Annotated in this window: 14 protein-coding genes and 1 pseudogene; 9 read left to right on the top strand and 6 right to left on the bottom strand. The window is 70.9% G+C overall.

The genetic code is table 11. The annotated features are described in order from the left end of the window. Positions 1-2,350, bottom strand: a 2,350-nt coding sequence (locus GTW43_RS18095; RefSeq protein WP_161303052.1) for a phosphoketolase family protein, incomplete at its 3' end; no start/stop codon positions are given. Between the two features lie 530 nt (positions 2,351-2,880). Between GTW43_RS18095 and GTW43_RS38510 the strand changes: the two genes are divergently transcribed. The 6 genes and pseudogenes from GTW43_RS38510 to nrfD all read left to right on the top strand — a co-directional run bounded on the left by GTW43_RS38510 (position 2,881) and on the right by nrfD (position 6,967). Further along, positions 2,881-3,009, top strand: coding sequence for an LPFR motif small protein (locus GTW43_RS38510; protein WP_272922537.1), 129 nt, complete (start codon positions 2,881-2,883; stop codon positions 3,007-3,009). Between the two features lie 134 nt (positions 3,010-3,143). Continuing rightward, positions 3,144-3,743: an NAD(P)H-dependent oxidoreductase gene (locus tag GTW43_RS18090; protein ID WP_161303051.1), complete on the top strand. Its 600-nt coding sequence runs from the start codon at positions 3,144-3,146 to the stop codon at positions 3,741-3,743. 37 nt (positions 3,744-3,780) lie between these two features. After that, on the top strand, positions 3,781-3,990 hold the full coding sequence (locus GTW43_RS18085; protein ID WP_161303050.1) for a hypothetical protein: 210 nt from the start codon (positions 3,781-3,783) through the stop codon (positions 3,988-3,990). 160 nt (positions 3,991-4,150) lie between these two features. Next, complete coding sequence (locus GTW43_RS18080; RefSeq protein WP_161303049.1) at positions 4,151-5,281, top strand: glutathione-independent formaldehyde dehydrogenase; 1,131 nt, start codon at positions 4,151-4,153, stop codon at positions 5,279-5,281. Between the two features lie 130 nt (positions 5,282-5,411). After that, positions 5,412-5,999, top strand: a pseudogene (locus tag GTW43_RS18075) (4Fe-4S dicluster domain-containing protein); the annotation flags it as partial. Continuing rightward, positions 5,996-6,967, top strand: coding sequence for an NrfD/PsrC family molybdoenzyme membrane anchor subunit (gene nrfD, locus GTW43_RS18070; protein WP_237536664.1), 972 nt, complete (start codon positions 5,996-5,998; stop codon positions 6,965-6,967). The pseudogene GTW43_RS18075 and the gene nrfD, both read left to right, overlap by 4 nt. 192 nt (positions 6,968-7,159) lie before the next feature. On the opposite strand, the gene GTW43_RS18065 is transcribed toward nrfD, so the two are convergent. Next, positions 7,160-8,125 carry a pirin family protein gene (locus tag GTW43_RS18065; protein ID WP_161303048.1) on the bottom strand — a complete coding sequence of 322 codons (966 nt, stop codon included), beginning with the start codon at positions 8,123-8,125 and terminating at the stop codon, positions 7,160-7,162. 161 nt (positions 8,126-8,286) lie between these two features. On the opposite strand from GTW43_RS18065, the gene GTW43_RS18060 reads away from it, so the two are divergent. Genes GTW43_RS18060 through GTW43_RS18050 form a run of 3 tightly spaced genes read left to right on the top strand, consistent with a single transcriptional unit; the run spans position 8,287 to position 10,627 of the window. Continuing rightward, the gene (locus GTW43_RS18060; protein WP_343246044.1) at positions 8,287-8,991 is read left to right on the top strand and encodes an ABC transporter permease; all 705 of its coding nucleotides are present in this window, start codon (positions 8,287-8,289) and stop codon (positions 8,989-8,991) included. After that, complete coding sequence (locus GTW43_RS18055; RefSeq protein WP_161303047.1) at positions 8,988-9,662, top strand: ABC transporter permease; 675 nt, start codon at positions 8,988-8,990, stop codon at positions 9,660-9,662. The genes GTW43_RS18060 and GTW43_RS18055 overlap by 4 nt, the downstream gene beginning before the upstream one ends. Beyond that, on the top strand, positions 9,659-10,627 hold the full coding sequence (locus tag GTW43_RS18050; protein ID WP_161303046.1) for an ABC transporter substrate-binding protein: 969 nt from the start codon (positions 9,659-9,661) through the stop codon (positions 10,625-10,627). The genes GTW43_RS18055 and GTW43_RS18050 overlap by 4 nt, the downstream gene beginning before the upstream one ends. Before the next feature lie 130 nt (positions 10,628-10,757). On the opposite strand, the gene GTW43_RS18045 is transcribed toward GTW43_RS18050, so the two are convergent. Genes GTW43_RS18045 through GTW43_RS18030 form a run of 4 tightly spaced genes read right to left on the bottom strand, consistent with a single transcriptional unit; the run spans position 10,758 to position 14,836 of the window. Continuing rightward, positions 10,758-11,921 carry a betaine/proline/choline family ABC transporter ATP-binding protein gene (locus GTW43_RS18045; protein WP_161303045.1) on the bottom strand — a complete coding sequence of 388 codons (1,164 nt, stop codon included), beginning with the start codon at positions 11,919-11,921 and terminating at the stop codon, positions 10,758-10,760. A 22-nt stretch (positions 11,922-11,943) separates the two neighbouring features. Beyond that, entirely contained in the window at positions 11,944-12,591 is a 648-nt protein-coding gene (locus GTW43_RS18040; RefSeq protein WP_161303044.1) for a lactate utilization protein C, read from the bottom strand. Beyond that, on the bottom strand, positions 12,588-14,066 hold the full coding sequence (locus GTW43_RS18035) for a LutB/LldF family L-lactate oxidation iron-sulfur protein (RefSeq protein WP_161303043.1): 1,479 nt from the start codon (positions 14,064-14,066) through the stop codon (positions 12,588-12,590). The genes GTW43_RS18040 and GTW43_RS18035 overlap by 4 nt, the downstream gene beginning before the upstream one ends. Next, positions 14,063-14,836, bottom strand: coding sequence for a (Fe-S)-binding protein (locus GTW43_RS18030; protein WP_161303042.1), 774 nt, complete (start codon positions 14,834-14,836; stop codon positions 14,063-14,065). Before GTW43_RS18030 ends, GTW43_RS18035 begins: the two co-directional genes overlap by 4 nt. Positions 14,837-14,975: the final 139 nt, after the last annotated feature.

Here is a 14,975-nt window from a genome sequence, read left to right as displayed (position 1 = left end):
TGGGAAGGTCGGTGCCGTGCTCGCGGATCCAGTCGTGATGCCGGGTGCGGGCGTCGGCCATGCGCCGGCGGGTCGGTGCCGCGCGCACCGCGAGGCCGGGCACCCTGTCGATGACGTCCATGACCAGGCGGTAGCGGTCGAGGTCGTTGCGGACGACCATGTCGAACGGCGTGGTCGTGGTTCCCGACTCCTTGTAGCCGCGCACGTGCAGGTTGGCGTGGCCCGCTCGCCGGTAGGCGAGCCGGTGGATGAGCCACGGGTAGCCGTGGTAGCCGAAGATGACCGGCTTGTCGCGGGTGAACAGCCCGTCGTACTCGGCGTCCGCCATGCCGTGGGGGTGCTCGTCGACGGGCAGCAGGGTGGTCATGTCGACGACGTTGACGACCCGTACGGCGACCTCCGGCAGGTGCCGGCGCAGCAGCTTGGCCGCGGCGAGGACCTCCTGCGTGGGCACGTCGCCCGCGCAGGCCAGGACCACGTCGGGCTCGCTGCCCCGCTCCGACCCGGCCCACTCCCACACACCGGCGCCGCGCGCGCAGTGGGCGCGTGCCCCGTCCAGGGTGAGCCAGTCGAAGCCCGGGTTCTTCCCCGCGACGAGGACGTTCACGTGGTCGCGGCTGCGCAAAGCGCGGTCGGCCACGCAGATCAGGGTGTTCGCGTCCGGCGGCAGATACACCCGGACGATGCGCGGACTCTTGTTGAGGACGTGGTCGACGAATCCGGGGTCCTGGTGCGAGAAGCCGTTGTGGTCCTGGCGCCAGACGTGCGAAGTGAGCAGGTAGTTGAGGGAGGCGACCGGCGCTCGCCAGGGCAGGTCCTGTGCCGTCTTCAGCCACTTGATGTGCTGGTTCACCATCGAATCGACGATGTGCACGAACGCTTCGTAGCAGGAGAACAGGCCGTGGCGCCCGGTGAGGAGATAACCCTCCAGCCAGCCCTGGCACATGTGCTCCGAGAGGACCTCCATCACACGGCCCTGCGGATCCAGGTGCTCGTCGACGGGCAGGATCCGCTCCTGCCACGCCTTGCCGCTGGACCGGTAGACGCCCTGCAGCCGGTTCGATGCCGTCTCGTCCGGTCCGACCAAGCGGAACGTGCGTTCCTTGGCCGTGTCGGCCATGATCCGTGCGAGCAGGGTGCCGAGCACTTCGGTGGGCGCATGCTGCGTGGCGCCGGGCTTGTCCACGGGCACGGCGAAGGCGTCGAGCGGCGGCAGCGGCAGGGCGCGCAGCCGCAGCCCGCCGTTGGCGTACGGCGTGGACCCCAGGCGTTTGGCGCCCTCGGGTACGCAGGCCAGGACCTCGGCGCCGGGCCTGCCCTCGTCGTCGAAGAGTTCCTCCGGCCGGTATGAGCGCAGCCAGTGTTCCAGGGCGGCGAGGTGGTCGGGGTTCTCGCGGACCTCGGGCAGCGGGACCTGATGGGCCCGCCAGGTGTTCTCCACCGGCAGGCCGTCGACCTCTGTCGGACCGGTCCAGCCCTTGGGAGTACGCAGCACGATCATGGGCCAGCGCACGGGGGCGGCGGCGTCGCCCGTCCTGGCCGTGCGCTGGTGGTCCGTGACGAGGTCGAGCGCCCGGTCGAGAGCGCGGGCCAGTTCCCGGTGGACCTGGACCGGATCGTCGCCCTCGACGTACAGCGGGGTGTGTCCGTAGCCGCGCAGCAGTGCGTCGAGCTCGTCGTGCGGCATCCTGGCGAGCACCGTCGGGTTGGCGATCTTGTAGCCGTTCAGGTGCAGGATCGGTAGGACGGCGCCGTCGTGCACGGGGTCGAGAAACCTCCCGGAATGCCACGAGGCGGCCAGCGGGCCGGTCTCGGCCTCGCCGTCGCCCACCACGCACGCGACGAGGAGGCTTGGGTGGTCGAAAGCCGCACCGTAGGCGTGGGCCAGCGAGTAACCGAGCTCGCCGCCCTCGTGGATGGAGCCCGGGACCTCCGGTGCCACATGGCTGGGCACGCCCCCGGGGAAGGAGAACTGCCTGAAGAGGCGTGCCATCCCCGGCTCGTCCCGGCTCACGTCCGGGTAGATCTCGCTGTAGCTGCCTTCCAGCCACGCGTTCGCCAGTACGGCGGGACCGCCGTGCCCCGGCCCCCACACGCACAGCGCGTCCAGGTCCCTCTCTCTGATCACGCGGTTGAGGTGCGTGTAGATCAGGTTCAGGCCGGGTGACGTCCCCCAGTGGCCCAGAAGGCGCGGTTTGATGTGCTCGGGGCGCAGCGGCTCGCGCAGCAGTGGATTGGACATGAGATAGATCTGCCCCGCCGCCAGAAAATTGGCCGCGCGCCAGTGCGCGTCCAGCTGGCTGACCTCGTCGTCGGTCAGCGCGGGGGCACCATGGTCTGTCGTAGTCAAGGAACACTCCAAAAGCGGGGGGGGGCGGGGCGTCGTCGGGCGGATACGGACCCGGCCGCGACGGCCCGGCGGTTGATGACCGCCTCTCGAGTTCCCAGGATCAACACGGACACTCGCCCCGAGTCGGCCACCTCCCAGCCTGCGCCAGTCAGCCCGCCGTCGCTCGGCGCGTCTTCCCTCCGGCGCCTGAGGCGAGCTCGTGGGATCCTGCGACGGATGGGCGACGCCCTTCGGCCGTGCCCGCACGGTCAGAGGAGGTCTGGCCGATCGAACGTCGAGCCGGACGGTCGCCAGGTGTAACCTCCGCGGGCCGGGAGCCCTCTATTCGTGCGGACCCCGCGTGAGGTTGAAGTAGAGATCTTTGGGCACTCAGTCATGCCCTCCCACGTTGAGGGCGCTCCCTGGTTGCCGGCGCGGCGACTGGCGGCAGGTTTGAGAGCAGGCTCAGGGGAGACCCCGGGTGTCTATGAGAGCCCTGGGTGAGCGTCCCAGGCCCTGAGCCGGGCCGCGCCCTCAGAAAGGACCCCATGATGTTCCAGGCCATTGCTGATGTCCTGCGCGCGATCGGCGGCGCGATAGCCACCGTGGTCACGCTCCCGTTCAGGGCCGTCGCCCGGCTCTTCGGCGGCGCGTCAGCGAGCACTCACGGCCGACATTGAGCCCTCCAACTCATCGATGAGCAAACATGGTTGGGCAGAAGTGCGGAAGCCGCTGAGTCGGCGGAAGTCACTGCCCTGACGCTCGCCGAGCACCCTGAAGTCTGCCCGGCCTCAACTCTCATGGAGAGCACCCCATGCGCGCCCTTTCCCTGACCTGCACCCTCAATTCTTCGCCCACTTCTTCGAGCAGCCAACTGCTCTCGGACCAGGTGCTGCGCGAGCTGGAAAAGCTCGACGTCGCGACCGCTACGGCACGGGTAGCCGACTATGCCGTCCTGCCAGGCATCGGCACTGACCTGGGCGAGGGAGACGACTGGCCGCAGCTCCGGGAAAAGGTGCTGCAGGCCGACATCCTGCTACTGGCCACGCCCATCTGGCTGGGGCATCCGTCCAGCATCTGCCAGCGGGTGCTGGAGCGCCTCAACGCGGAGTCGTCGGAGACCGATGCCGAGGGACGGCCGCTCATGTACGGCAAGGTCGCCGCGGTGGCCGTCGTCGGCAACGAAGATGGTGCCCACAAAGTGAGCGCCGACCTGTTCCAGGGGCTCAACGACATCGGCTTCTCCCTGGCACCGGGGGCGGTCACCTACTGGGTCGGCGAAGCCCAGCACGGGACCGACTACAAAGATCTGGACGCAACTCCTGATGAAGTGGCGCATACCACCCACACAGTGGCCGCCAACGCAGTTCACCTGGCCAGGCTTTTGAAGCAGACCCCGTACCCGCCGTCGTGAGGGCCGGCGGAGCGCCCTCGTCACAGAGGAGAAGACGATGAACCATCGCATCATTGCCGAGAGGACCGAGCCCGGCGGCAGCACGATCAAGGAATGGCACATGGTGCGTTCCGGAGAAGGGAAACCGATGTGCGGTCGGTCGATCGACCTCTCTGAGACGGAACTCCCTGCTGACGCCTGGGGTACAGAACGTGCGATGCCGTTCTGTCACACGTGCGGCGCGTTGTATTTGCGCGAGGTTCCCTGACCGGGAGCAGCCGCCACCTCGCGGCGCATCTCGATGTGTGCGTTACCTCCGGCTCCCTCGGGTACCCAGGGCCCCGGGCCTTCGTATACGCGGCCCAGCCCCGACGCAACACGCGTCCGACTTTCCCGGCGCGCATGAACAGCCAAGGAGGGTGACCAGGATGAAAGCCCTGATCTACGAAGGACCTCGTGAAGTGTCGCTCAGCGACGTTCCCGACGCGAGGATCGAGCGGCCCACCGATGCTCTGGTACGCATTACGTCCACCAACATCTGCGGTTCCGACCTGCACATGTACGAGGGTCGCACCACGATGGAGCAGGGCCGTATTCTCGGGCACGAGAACCTCGGCGAGGTCGTGGAGGTCGGCGACGGAGTCGACCGTGTACGCGTCGGTGACCGTGTGTGTCTGCCCTTCAATGTGGGCTGCGGGTTCTGCGCCAATTGCGAGCGCGGCTACACCGGGTTCTGTCTCTCCGTGGACTCCGATACGCCGGGCGGCGCATACGGCTTCGCAGAGATGGGCACCTACGCGGGCGGCCAGGCCGAGTACCTGCGCGTGCCGTGGGCCGACTTCAACTGTCTTGTACTGCCCGAGGACGCTGCGGAGCGTGAGAACGACTACGTGATGCTGGCCGACATCTTCCCCACTGGTTACCACGCCACGGAACTGGCGGACGTGTCACCCGGTGAGTCTGTCGTCATCTACGGAGCAGGGCCGGTCGGGCTCATGGCCGCCTATTCGGCGCGCTTGCGTGGGGCTTCCCAGGTGATGGTGGTCGACCGGCAACCCGATCGGCTTCGGCTCGCGGAGAAGGCCGGCGCGACGGCCGTGGACGATTCTGCAGGCGACCACGTCGAGCGGATCCTGGAGCTGACCGGGGGCGGCGCCGACAAGGGCTGCGAGTGTGTGGGTTACCAGGCGCACGACCCACAGGGCAATGAGACGCCGGAATCCACGATGAACGACCTGGTGTCTTCCGTGCGAGCCACTGGCGCCCTGGGCGTAGTGGGTGTGTTCCTGCCGCAGGACGACGGCGCCCCTACAGGGCTGACGAGGGAGGGGAAACTGCCCTTCGACCACGGGCAGTTCTGGTTCAAGGGGCAACGGATGGGCACCGGACAGGCCAACGTCAAGCAGTACAACCGCTACCTGTGCAACCTCATCCATCAGGGGCGGGCCGAACCGTCTTTCATCGTCTCTCACGAACTGCCGCTGTCCGAGGGAGCGGAGGCGTACCGCAAGTTCGACGATCGCCAGGACGGCTGGACCAAGGTCGTACTCAAGCCGTAGAAGCCGACGGCGGTGCCGCTCCTGTGGTCACGCGCTGTAGTGCTTGAAGTCGCCGGCCGTACGGGACCGTACAAGACTCGGATCGAGTGCCGGATCCTCGGCTGGGACACAGAGCAGCGGCAGCGCTTCCGACATGCGCTGGCTCATGTCGTCCGACGTGTGCAAGCACTGCACGCATGCCGCGTGCCTCGACGTATGTCCCACTGGATCGCTCTTCCGCACCGAATTCGGCACCGTCGTCGTACAGGAGGACATCCGCAACGGCTGCGGCTACTGCGTGCCCGCATGCCCGTACGGCGTCATCGAGCAACGCCCCTCCGACGGCCGCGCTTTCAAGTGCACCCTCTGCTACGACCGTCTCGGCGCCGGTCAGGAACCGGCCTGCGCGAAAGCCTGCCCGACCGAGTCCATCCAGTTCGGTCCGCTCGACGAACTGCGTGAGCGCGCCGCCATGCGCGTCGACCAACTGCACGAGGCGGGGGTGCGGGAAGCGCATCTCTACGGGCACGACCCCGAGGACGGCGTCGGCGGCGACGGAGCGTTCTTCCTCCTCCTGGACCGGCCCGAGGTGTACGGGTTGCCCCCGGACCCGGTCGTCACGACCCGGGACCTTCCCGCCATGTGGAAGCACGCGGGCGTCGCTGCACTGTCCCTGGCCGGTGGTCTCGCGATGTCCTTCGCGGCCCCGGCTCTCCTACGAGGTAAGGCACGGCGATGAGCCTGACAGGAACGCGGAGGCGCGGCCGTAAGGGCCGCGGCGAGCAACTCATGGTTCCGCGCGCCGAGTTCGGCTCGTACTACGGCAGGCCGATCATCAAAGCCCCGTCCTGGGCAGCGCGCGACATCGCGGGCTACTTCTTCCTGGGCGGGCTCGCCGGAGCGGGATCGGTACTCGCGGCAGGTGCTCACCGCACCGGGCGGCGGAGGACGGCCACTGCACTCAAGGTGTCCTCGCTCGCGTCGGTCACCCTGTCCGCCGCCGCGCTCGTCAACGACCTCGGTGTACCGAGCCGCTTCCCGAACATGCTGCGGGTCATCAAGCCCACCTCACCGATGAGCGTCGGCTCCTGGATCCTCAGTGCCTACGGCCCGACGGCCGGCGTCGCCGCACTGACCGCCACCACCGCGCGGCTACCCCGCACCGGCGCGGCGGCGACCACCGGCGCAGCCCTGCTCGGCCCCGCGCTCGCCACCTACACCGAAGTGCTGGCAGCGGACACCGCGGTGCCTGCCTGGCACGGCGCCCACCGCCAACTGCCCTACGTCTTCGCCGCATCGGCCACCGCCGCAGCGTCCGGCATGGCTCTCGTCCTGGGCCCCACAGGGGAGAATGCCCCGGCGACCTGCGCGGCGGTGCTGGCCGCCGCGTCCGAGCAAGTCGCGATCCGGACTGCCGAACACGACCTAGGCATGGTGGCCGAGACCTATCGGTCCGGCCGTGCGGGCACGCTTCTGCGCTGCGCCGAGGCACTCACCATCGCAGGTGCGACGGGCGCTGCCCTTCTCGGCCGGCGCAGCCGTGCGGCGGCCGTCGCCGCAGGACTGTCCCTCCTCGCCGGCTCCGCCTGCACCCGGTTCGGCATCTTCGCGGCAGGTATCGCGTCGGCCGAGGACCTCCGATACACGGTCGGCCCGCAGCATGCGGCGGCAGGCGGCGATCCCGAAGACGATCTCGATCGGCAGTGAGACAAGGGTTGTCCGCCGGTCAGATGTCGTCCTGCTCGACGCCAGACCTGGACTCCTCACCCGGCCGCAGCGGGTTCGGGATCGCAGAAGGTTCCGTCGCGGCGCATCGCGAACAGGAACGTCGGCCCGGCGTCCGGCGAGGCAACTCACTGCTCGCGCAACCGCACATGGATCATGTCGGGTACAACCCGCTCAGCGCACACGGCCTCGCGGTCGGAGCGGTACAGGCGGCAGCTCCGGCGCGTCCAACCGCTCCCCGTCGTACCCCGTCACCTCGCCGAACCTCGACCCCGTCGTCCAGTCCTCCCGCGCCTGCGTGATCTCGTCCTGGTTGCGGCCGATGAAGTTCCACCACATCACCAGCTCCTCCTCGAACGGCTCGCCGCCCAGGAGCATCAGCCCGGTGTCCGACCCCGCCCGCACCGGCAGTTCGGTGCGGCCGCAGCCGAGGTAGAGCATGGAGCCCGGCGTCACCGGGACGCCGTCGACGTCGGCCGCGCCGGACATGGCCAAGGCCGCGTACTCGAAGTCGGCGTCGAGGGGGAGACGGACGTCCGCCCCGGCGGTCAGCGCGAGGTCCGCGCCGACGATCGGGGTGTACGTCGTGCCGGGGGACGCCGCCCCGTCCAGGGAACCCAGGATCACCGTGGCCGTCAGGCCGGGCGCCGTCACCACCGGAAGCTCCGCGTGGTGCTGGAACGACGGCTCGACGTGGCGGTGCGTGTCGGGCAGCGCGACCCACAGCTGCGCCCCGTGCAGGAAACGGGCGTGCGCCCGCGGGCTCTCCTCGGAGTGGGAGACGGCCCGGCCCGACGTCATCAGGCCCAGCTCGCGCGGCCGGATCGTCTGCCGGCTGCCCGTCGAGTCGCGGTGCAGCACCTCGCCCTCGTGCAGCCAGCTCACGGTCTGCAGGCCCATGTGGGGGTGCGGCGGGACCTGCATCCCGGGCTCGTCGGCGATGTCGTCGGGTCCGTAGTGGTCGACGAAGGCCCAGGCCCCCACCATGCGGCGGCCCAGGTTCGGCAGCAGCCGCCGGACCTCGGTCGAGCCGCCCAGCCTCACCCGGCGCGGGCTGAGGAGTTCGCGCACCGGTTCCGCCACGACGAAGCCCCGTCCGCCGCACACGGCGGGAACCGGCTCGCGGTCAAGATTGCTCATGGCGACAACCTAGAGTGCGAGCGCTCCGGCGTCAGTCCCGCCGCCGCGAGTCGCCCCGAAGGGCGGCGCGCGCCCCGGCGCGTCCGCCGCCCGTACGGGTCACCCGGCGTGCCGGGACGGGCGTCTGCCACTGCAATGGACGAGTGCCCCCTGTGACGGCAGTGACCGCAGTGACTCTCCCGGCGGGACCCGCGCCGCCGGACGACTGCCTCGCCCGCAACGACTGGATCTGCGGCGAGTACCTCGGCACGCGCCGGCACATCCTCCTCGACGCGGTGGTGCAGCACCTGCAGATCACCGCCGTCGCCGTCGCGATCGCCCTGGTCATCGCCGTGCCGCTGGCCGTTCTGGCCCGTCGGTGGCACTGGGCCGCGGGCCCCGTGCTCGCGCTCACGACCGTGCTCTACACGATCCCGTCCCTGGCCATGTTCTCGCTGCTGCTCCCGGCCTACGGGCTGTCCGCGACGCTCGTCGTCGCCGGACTCGTGCTCTACTCCCTCACCCTGCTCGTCCGGAACATCCTCGCCGGACTCCGCGCCGTCCCCGAGGAGACCCGGCAGGCCGCCCGCGGCATGGGGTACGGCCCCATCAGGCTGCTCCTCACCGTGGAGCTGCCGCTCGCGCTGCCCGCCGCGATGGCCGGCCTGCGGATCGCCACGGTGTCGGCCGTCTCGCTCGTGACCGTCGGCGCGATCGTCGGGTACGGCGGCCTCGGGAACCTCATCTACTCGGGGATGAACACCTACTTCAAGGCGCAGGTCCTCACCGCATCGGTGCTCTGCGTCGTGATCGCCGTCGTCGCGGACCTGCTGCTGCTCGGAGTCGGCCGGCTGCTCACGCCCTGGACCCGTGCGAGCCGCTCGTGAAGACCCTCACCGACGCCTGGGACTGGCTCGCCGACTCCGCCCACTGGGCCGGCGACGACGGCATCTGGCACCGGCTCACCCAGCACCTCGTCCTGACGGCGGTGTGCCTGGTGGTGAGCTGTCTCATCGCCCTGCCGATCGCCCTCGTCCTCGGCCACCTCGGCAAGGGCGGCGCCCTCGCCGTCAACATCTCCAACGTGGGGCGCGCCGTCCCCACGTTCGCCGTCCTCGTGCTGCTCCTGCTCACCCCGCTCGGGCAGTACGGCGAGGGGCCGACCGTGGTCGCCCTGGTGCTGTTCGCCGTGCCCCCGCTGCTCACCAACGCCTACGTCGGCATGCGCGGCGTCGACCGCGGCGTCGTCCAGGCCGCCCGCGGGATGGGCATGACGGGACGGCAGATGCTGTTCCGTGTCGAGGCGCCGCTGGCCATGCCCATGATCATGAACGGGGTGCGGATCGCCGCCGTGCAGCTCGTCGCGACCGCCACCATCGCCGCGCTCGCGGGCGGCGGCGGCCTCGGCCGCATCATCACCGCGGGATTCAACCTCGCCAGCACGCCCCAGGTCGTCGCGGGCGCCGTCCTGGTCGCCGCGTTCGCCCTGCTCGTCGAGGGCCTCTTCGAGATCGCCGAGCGGCTCGCGCCGGCCTGGACCCGGGGGAGGAGCGGATGAGCCGGACGCACCGCGGACTGCGCGCGCGGGTCCTCGTCCCGCTCGGGGCGGCCGTCGCGCTGCTCGCGGGCGGCTGCTCGGGCGGCCCCTCGCTGGAGGACCAGGGCGCGGTGACCGCGCCGCCGGGCGACAGCAAGCACCTCGTGATCGGCTCGGCCGGCTTCACCGAGAGCGACCTGCTCGCGAACATGTACTCCCTGCTCCTGAAGGACGCCGGATACAGCACGCGCATCCTGTCCGTCGCCAACCGCGAGCTGTACGAACCCGCCCTGGAGAACGGCCAGATCGACGTCGTCCCCGAGTACGCCGCCACGTTCGCGGACTGGCTGAACGCCAAGGCCAACGGGGCGGACGCCGCCCCGGTCGGCTCGCCCGACCTCGACGCCACGATGAAGGCCCTGCGCGGCCTCGCCCGGCCCCGCGGCCTGACGGTCCTCGACCCGGGCAGGGCCGTCGACCAGAACGCGTTCGCGGTCACCGCCGGTTATGCCCGCGCCCACCGGCTCAAGACCCTCAGCGACCTCGGGGCCTCCGGCCAGAAGGTCCGGCTCGCCGCGGGCGACGAATGCGTCCAGCGCCCGTACTGCGCGCCGGGACTCAAGAAGGTCTACGGGATCGACATCACCGGCGTCGACCCCAAGGGAGTCGGCACCACACAGTCCAAGAAGGCGGTGCAGAACGGGCAGGACCAGATGGTGCTGACCACGACCACCGACGCCACGCTCGACGCGTTCGGACTGGTCCTGCTCGCCGACGACAAGCACCTGCAGAACGCCGACTACATCGTGCCCGTGGTGAACCGCTCGCGGGCGGGCAGCGACAAGGTCGCCGAGGCGCTCGGCGCGCTCAACTCCACGCTCACCACCCGGGACCTCGCCTCCCTCAACCAGCAGGTCGACAGCTGGCGCCGGCTCCCGGAGGACGTGGCCCGCACCTACCTCGAGGACAAGGGCCTGCTGCGGTAGACCGGAGAGGACCACGTTCCCGGGGAGCGCGAGCGGCGTCCCGCGGCTCACCCGACCCGGTGAACCCCTGAACCCTCGACGTGAACTCCAGGGTGAGACTCGACCCCTGGTACGCGCCTCGGACCGGTGCTCAGGCGTCGGCGACCGAGTCGAAGTCCACCTCGTCGCGCGCCACACCCTGCGCGTCCGCGTCGACCGAACGGCGCAGCGCCTCGTGCAGCTTCGCCGGAGTCAGCACCCCCAGGAAACGCGAACCGTCGAGCACCGCGACCCAGCCCGCGTCGTGCTGGAGCATCACGCCGAACGCCTGCTTGAGCGGGGCGCCGACCGGCACCCACGCGTTCATCCGATGGGCCAGGTCGCCGACCCGGCCGTCCGCGCCGGCCAGCGCCACCTCGTCCACGCCGACCCAGCCGTGCAGATCGCCGTCCGTGTCCAGGACGACGCCCCAGCGGGCCTCCTGCGCACGCAGCCGCGCCGCGGCCTGCGCGGCCGGCTCGTCGAGCCGGACCACCGCGGGCTGCTCCAGGTCGTGCGGCTCGATCTCGGTCACCGACAGCCGCTTGAGCCCCCGGTCCGCGCCGACGAACTCGGCGACGTACGGCGTCGCGGGCGTGCCGAGCACCGCACCCGGGGTGTCGAACTGCTCGATGCGGCCCTGCCCGTACACCGCGATGCGGTCACCGAGCCGGACCGCCTCCTCGATGTCGTGGGTCACCAGCAGCACGGTCTTGCGCACGGCCGCCTGCATCCGCAGGAACTCGTCCTGCAACTGCTCGCGCACCACGGGGTCGACCGCGCCGAACGGCTCGTCCATCAGCAGCACCGGCGGGTCGGCCGCCAGCGCACGCGCCACCCCGACCCGCTGCCGCTGGCCGCCCGACAGCTGCTCCGGGTACCGCTTCCCGTACGTCGACGGGTCGAGCCCGACCAGATCGAGCAGCTCGGCGGCGCGGGCCCGCGCCCTGGCCTTCTTCCAGCCGATCAGCGCGGGCACCGTCGCCGTGTTGTCGAGGATCGTGCGGTGCGGGAAGAGGCCGACCTGCTGGATGACGTACCCGATCCGCCGACGCAGCCGCACCGGGTCGACCGACGAGATGTCCTCGCCCTCCACGAAGATGCGGCCGGACGTCGGCTCGATGAGCCGGTTCACCATCATCATCGTGGTCGTCTTGCCGCAGCCGGAGGGACCGACGAGCGTGACCAGTTCGCCCTCGGCGACCTCGAAGGAGAGGTCGTCCACGGCCGTCGTGCCGTCCGCGTACCGCTTGGTGACCTGATCGAACCGGATCATGGGCCCACGCTAACCGCGCCGGTCAGTCCCCGCTCATCAGGATCACCTCCAGGGTGCGCGGCCCGTGCACCCCCTCCACCCGGTCCAGCTCGATGTCGCTGGTCGCGGACGGGCCCGAGATCCAGGTGAGCGGACGGGCCGGGTCCAGCCGTTCGAGGGCCCGGGGCACGGAGTCGACGACCTGGTCCGGCACCCGGACCACGCAGATGTGGTGATCAGGGATCAGGCTGACGCGGCGCCTGCCCTGGCCGGGAGAGCCGTCGAGGACGATCGTGCCGGTCTCGGCGACGGCGACGGCGCAGCCGGTGACCACACTCTGCACCCGGTCGAGCTCCGCCGGGGTGCTTCCCGCCCGGTCCTCGACGCGGGCGTGCCCGCCGTCCGGCACCCACTCCGGGGCCGTCCCCGGCGGCACGAGGACGCTGCCCGGCCCCCGCTCGGCCAGCAGCCGCGCGATCAGGACCGGCAGCTCGGCGGCCGTGCACCGGTGCACCACCGCCCGGTAGTCCGCCAGGTTCTCCGCCAGCAGATCGACCGTCTGCGCGGTGGTCCGCTCGCCGTGCGCGCGCAGATAGTCCCGGTCGATGTCCGTGGCGTACGACTGCGGCGCACCGGCCGGGCCGCCGAGTGCGCGCCGCACCCGGCCCAGGATCACGTCCCTGCTGCTCACTTCGCGGAGTCCTTTCCGCCGTTCGTCCGCTGCCACCAGTCGCGGAACGGTTCCGCGGGCACCTTCGGCAGGTCCCGGGTGTCCGTCCAGGCGCGTCCCGGACCCGGCACCGTACGGGGATGGAAGCGGCGGGTGCGCGCCGCCAGGCGCTGACCGGCGGCGAGCGCGGCCGGGTGGGTGAACGCCCAGCGCGCGGCGCGCATCGCGGCCCGCTCCGCGGCGTGCCCCTTGGCGGGCTTGAGGGTGACCTTCGTGCCGCGCCGCGTCACCGGCCCGCCCTCGACGACCCGCTCGCGCAGATGGACCAGGACCTCCGGGATGTCGATGGCCACCGGGCACACCTCGTAGCAGGCGCCGCACAGCGAGGAGGCGTACGGCAGCGACGCGTCGATCTCGCTCTGCGTGCCGCGCAGTTGGGGGCTGAGGATGGCACCGATCGGGCCCGGGTACACCGAGCCGTAGGCGTGGCCGCCGGCCCGCTCGTAGACCGGGCACACGTTGAGGCAGGCCGAGCAGCGGATGCAGCGCAGGGCCTGCCGGCCGACCTCGTCGGCGAGGGTGTCCGTGCGGCCGTTGTCGAGCAGGACCAGGTGGAAGGCCGACGGACCGTCGGTGTCGGTGGTGCCGGTCCACGTCGAGGTGTACGGGTTCATGCGCTCCGCGGTCGACGAGCGCGGCAGCGTCTGCAGGAACACCTCCAGGTCCTGCCACGCCGGCACGATCTTCTCGATGCCGACGACGGAGATCAGCGTCTCGGGCAGGGTCAGGCACATCCGACCGTTGCCCTCGGACTCGACGACCACGAGCGTGCCCGTCTCGGCGACCATGAAGTTGGCGCCGGAGATGCCGACCTTGGCGCGCAGGAACTTCTCGCGCAGGTGCAGCCGGGCCGCCTCGGCCAGCTCGGCCGGGGTGTCGGTGAGTCCCTCGGGCGCCGGACGCCCCCAATGCCCCATCCGCTCGCGGAAGATGTCGCGGATCTCGCCGCGGTTGCGGTGGATCGCCGGGACGAGGATGTGCGAGGGGCGGTCGTCGCCGAGCTGCACGATCAGCTCGGCGAGGTCCGTCTCGTAGGCGTGGATGCCCTCGGCCTCCAGCGCCTCGTTGAGCCCGATCTCCTGCGTGGCCATCGACTTGACCTTGACGACCTCGCTCTCGCCGGTCTCCCGGACGAGCCGGGTGACGATGCGGTTGGCCTCGGCCGCGTCCGCGGCCCAGTGGACGGTGCCGCCCGCCGCGGTCACCGACTCCTCCAGCTGCACCAGGTAGTGCTCCAGATGGCGCAGGGTGTGGTCCTTGATCTGCTTCCCGGCCTCGCGCAGCCGCGCCCAGTCGTCGAGCTCGGCGACGGCACGGGCCCGCTTGTCGCGGATGGTGTGGGTCGCGTGCCGCAGGTTGGCGCGCAGCGTCCTGTCGCGCACGGCGTCGTGCGCGGCCTCGGGGAAGGCGGGCATGCCGAGATACGTGCCGCTCATGCCGGGGGCTCCTCTTCCGTGCTCGCCAGGATCTCCGCGATGTGCACCGGCCGCATGCCGACCTGGAGACGGGTCATCGTGCCGCCGATGTGCATGAGGCAGGAGTTGTCGGCGGCGCACAGGACCTCGGCGCCGGTCGCCGCGGCGTTGCGCACCTTGTCCGCGCCCATGGCCGCGGAGACGTCGGAGTTCTTGACCGCGAAGGTGCCGCCGAAGCCGCAGCACTCCTGCGCGCCCGGGAGCTCCACGAGCTCCAGCCCCTTCACGGCCCGCAGCAGCCGCCCGGGCCGGTCGCCGAGGCCGAGGGAGCGCAGCCCGTGGCACGTCGGGTGGTAGGTGACCGTGTGCGGATAGCACGCGCCGACGTCGGTCACGCCGAGCACGTCGACCAGGAACTCGGTCAGCTCGTACGTCTTCGGGACCACGGGCGCGAGCGTGGTCGCGAGCCGGTCTCCGCGTCCCTCCGCGCGGGCCCGCTCGCCCATGCGCGGGTACAGCTCGCGGACCATGGCGGCGCAGGAGCCGGACGGCGTGACGATCGCGTCGTACGCACCCGACGCCAGGCCAGGACCGAAGACATCGGAGTAGTGCCGGGCGAGCGGCTCCGCCTCGTGGCGATAGCCGGTGTTGTAGTGCGGCTGCCCGCAGCAGGTCTGCGCCGCCGGGAAGTCGACCTCGACCCCCAGCCTGGTCAGCAGTTTCACCACGGCACGTCCGGTGTCCGGATAGAGCGTGTCGTTGACACACGTCAGGAAGAGCGCGACACGCATCGGGGCCCCTTCGTCGCGTCGGATCGGTTCGTCTCGGGTCGGTCATCGGACGGGTCGTCGGATGGGGGCAGGGTACGTCCTCGGGGCGCGCCGGTCACGAGCCGTGGACCCGTGCTTCCGCCGCCGCCCACGCGGACCG

It is taken from the genome of Streptomyces sp. SID5785 (assembly GCF_009870065.1).
Classification (GTDB): domain Bacteria; phylum Actinomycetota; class Actinomycetes; order Streptomycetales; family Streptomycetaceae; genus Streptomyces.
This window is presented reverse-complemented; position numbering and strand designations above follow the sequence as displayed.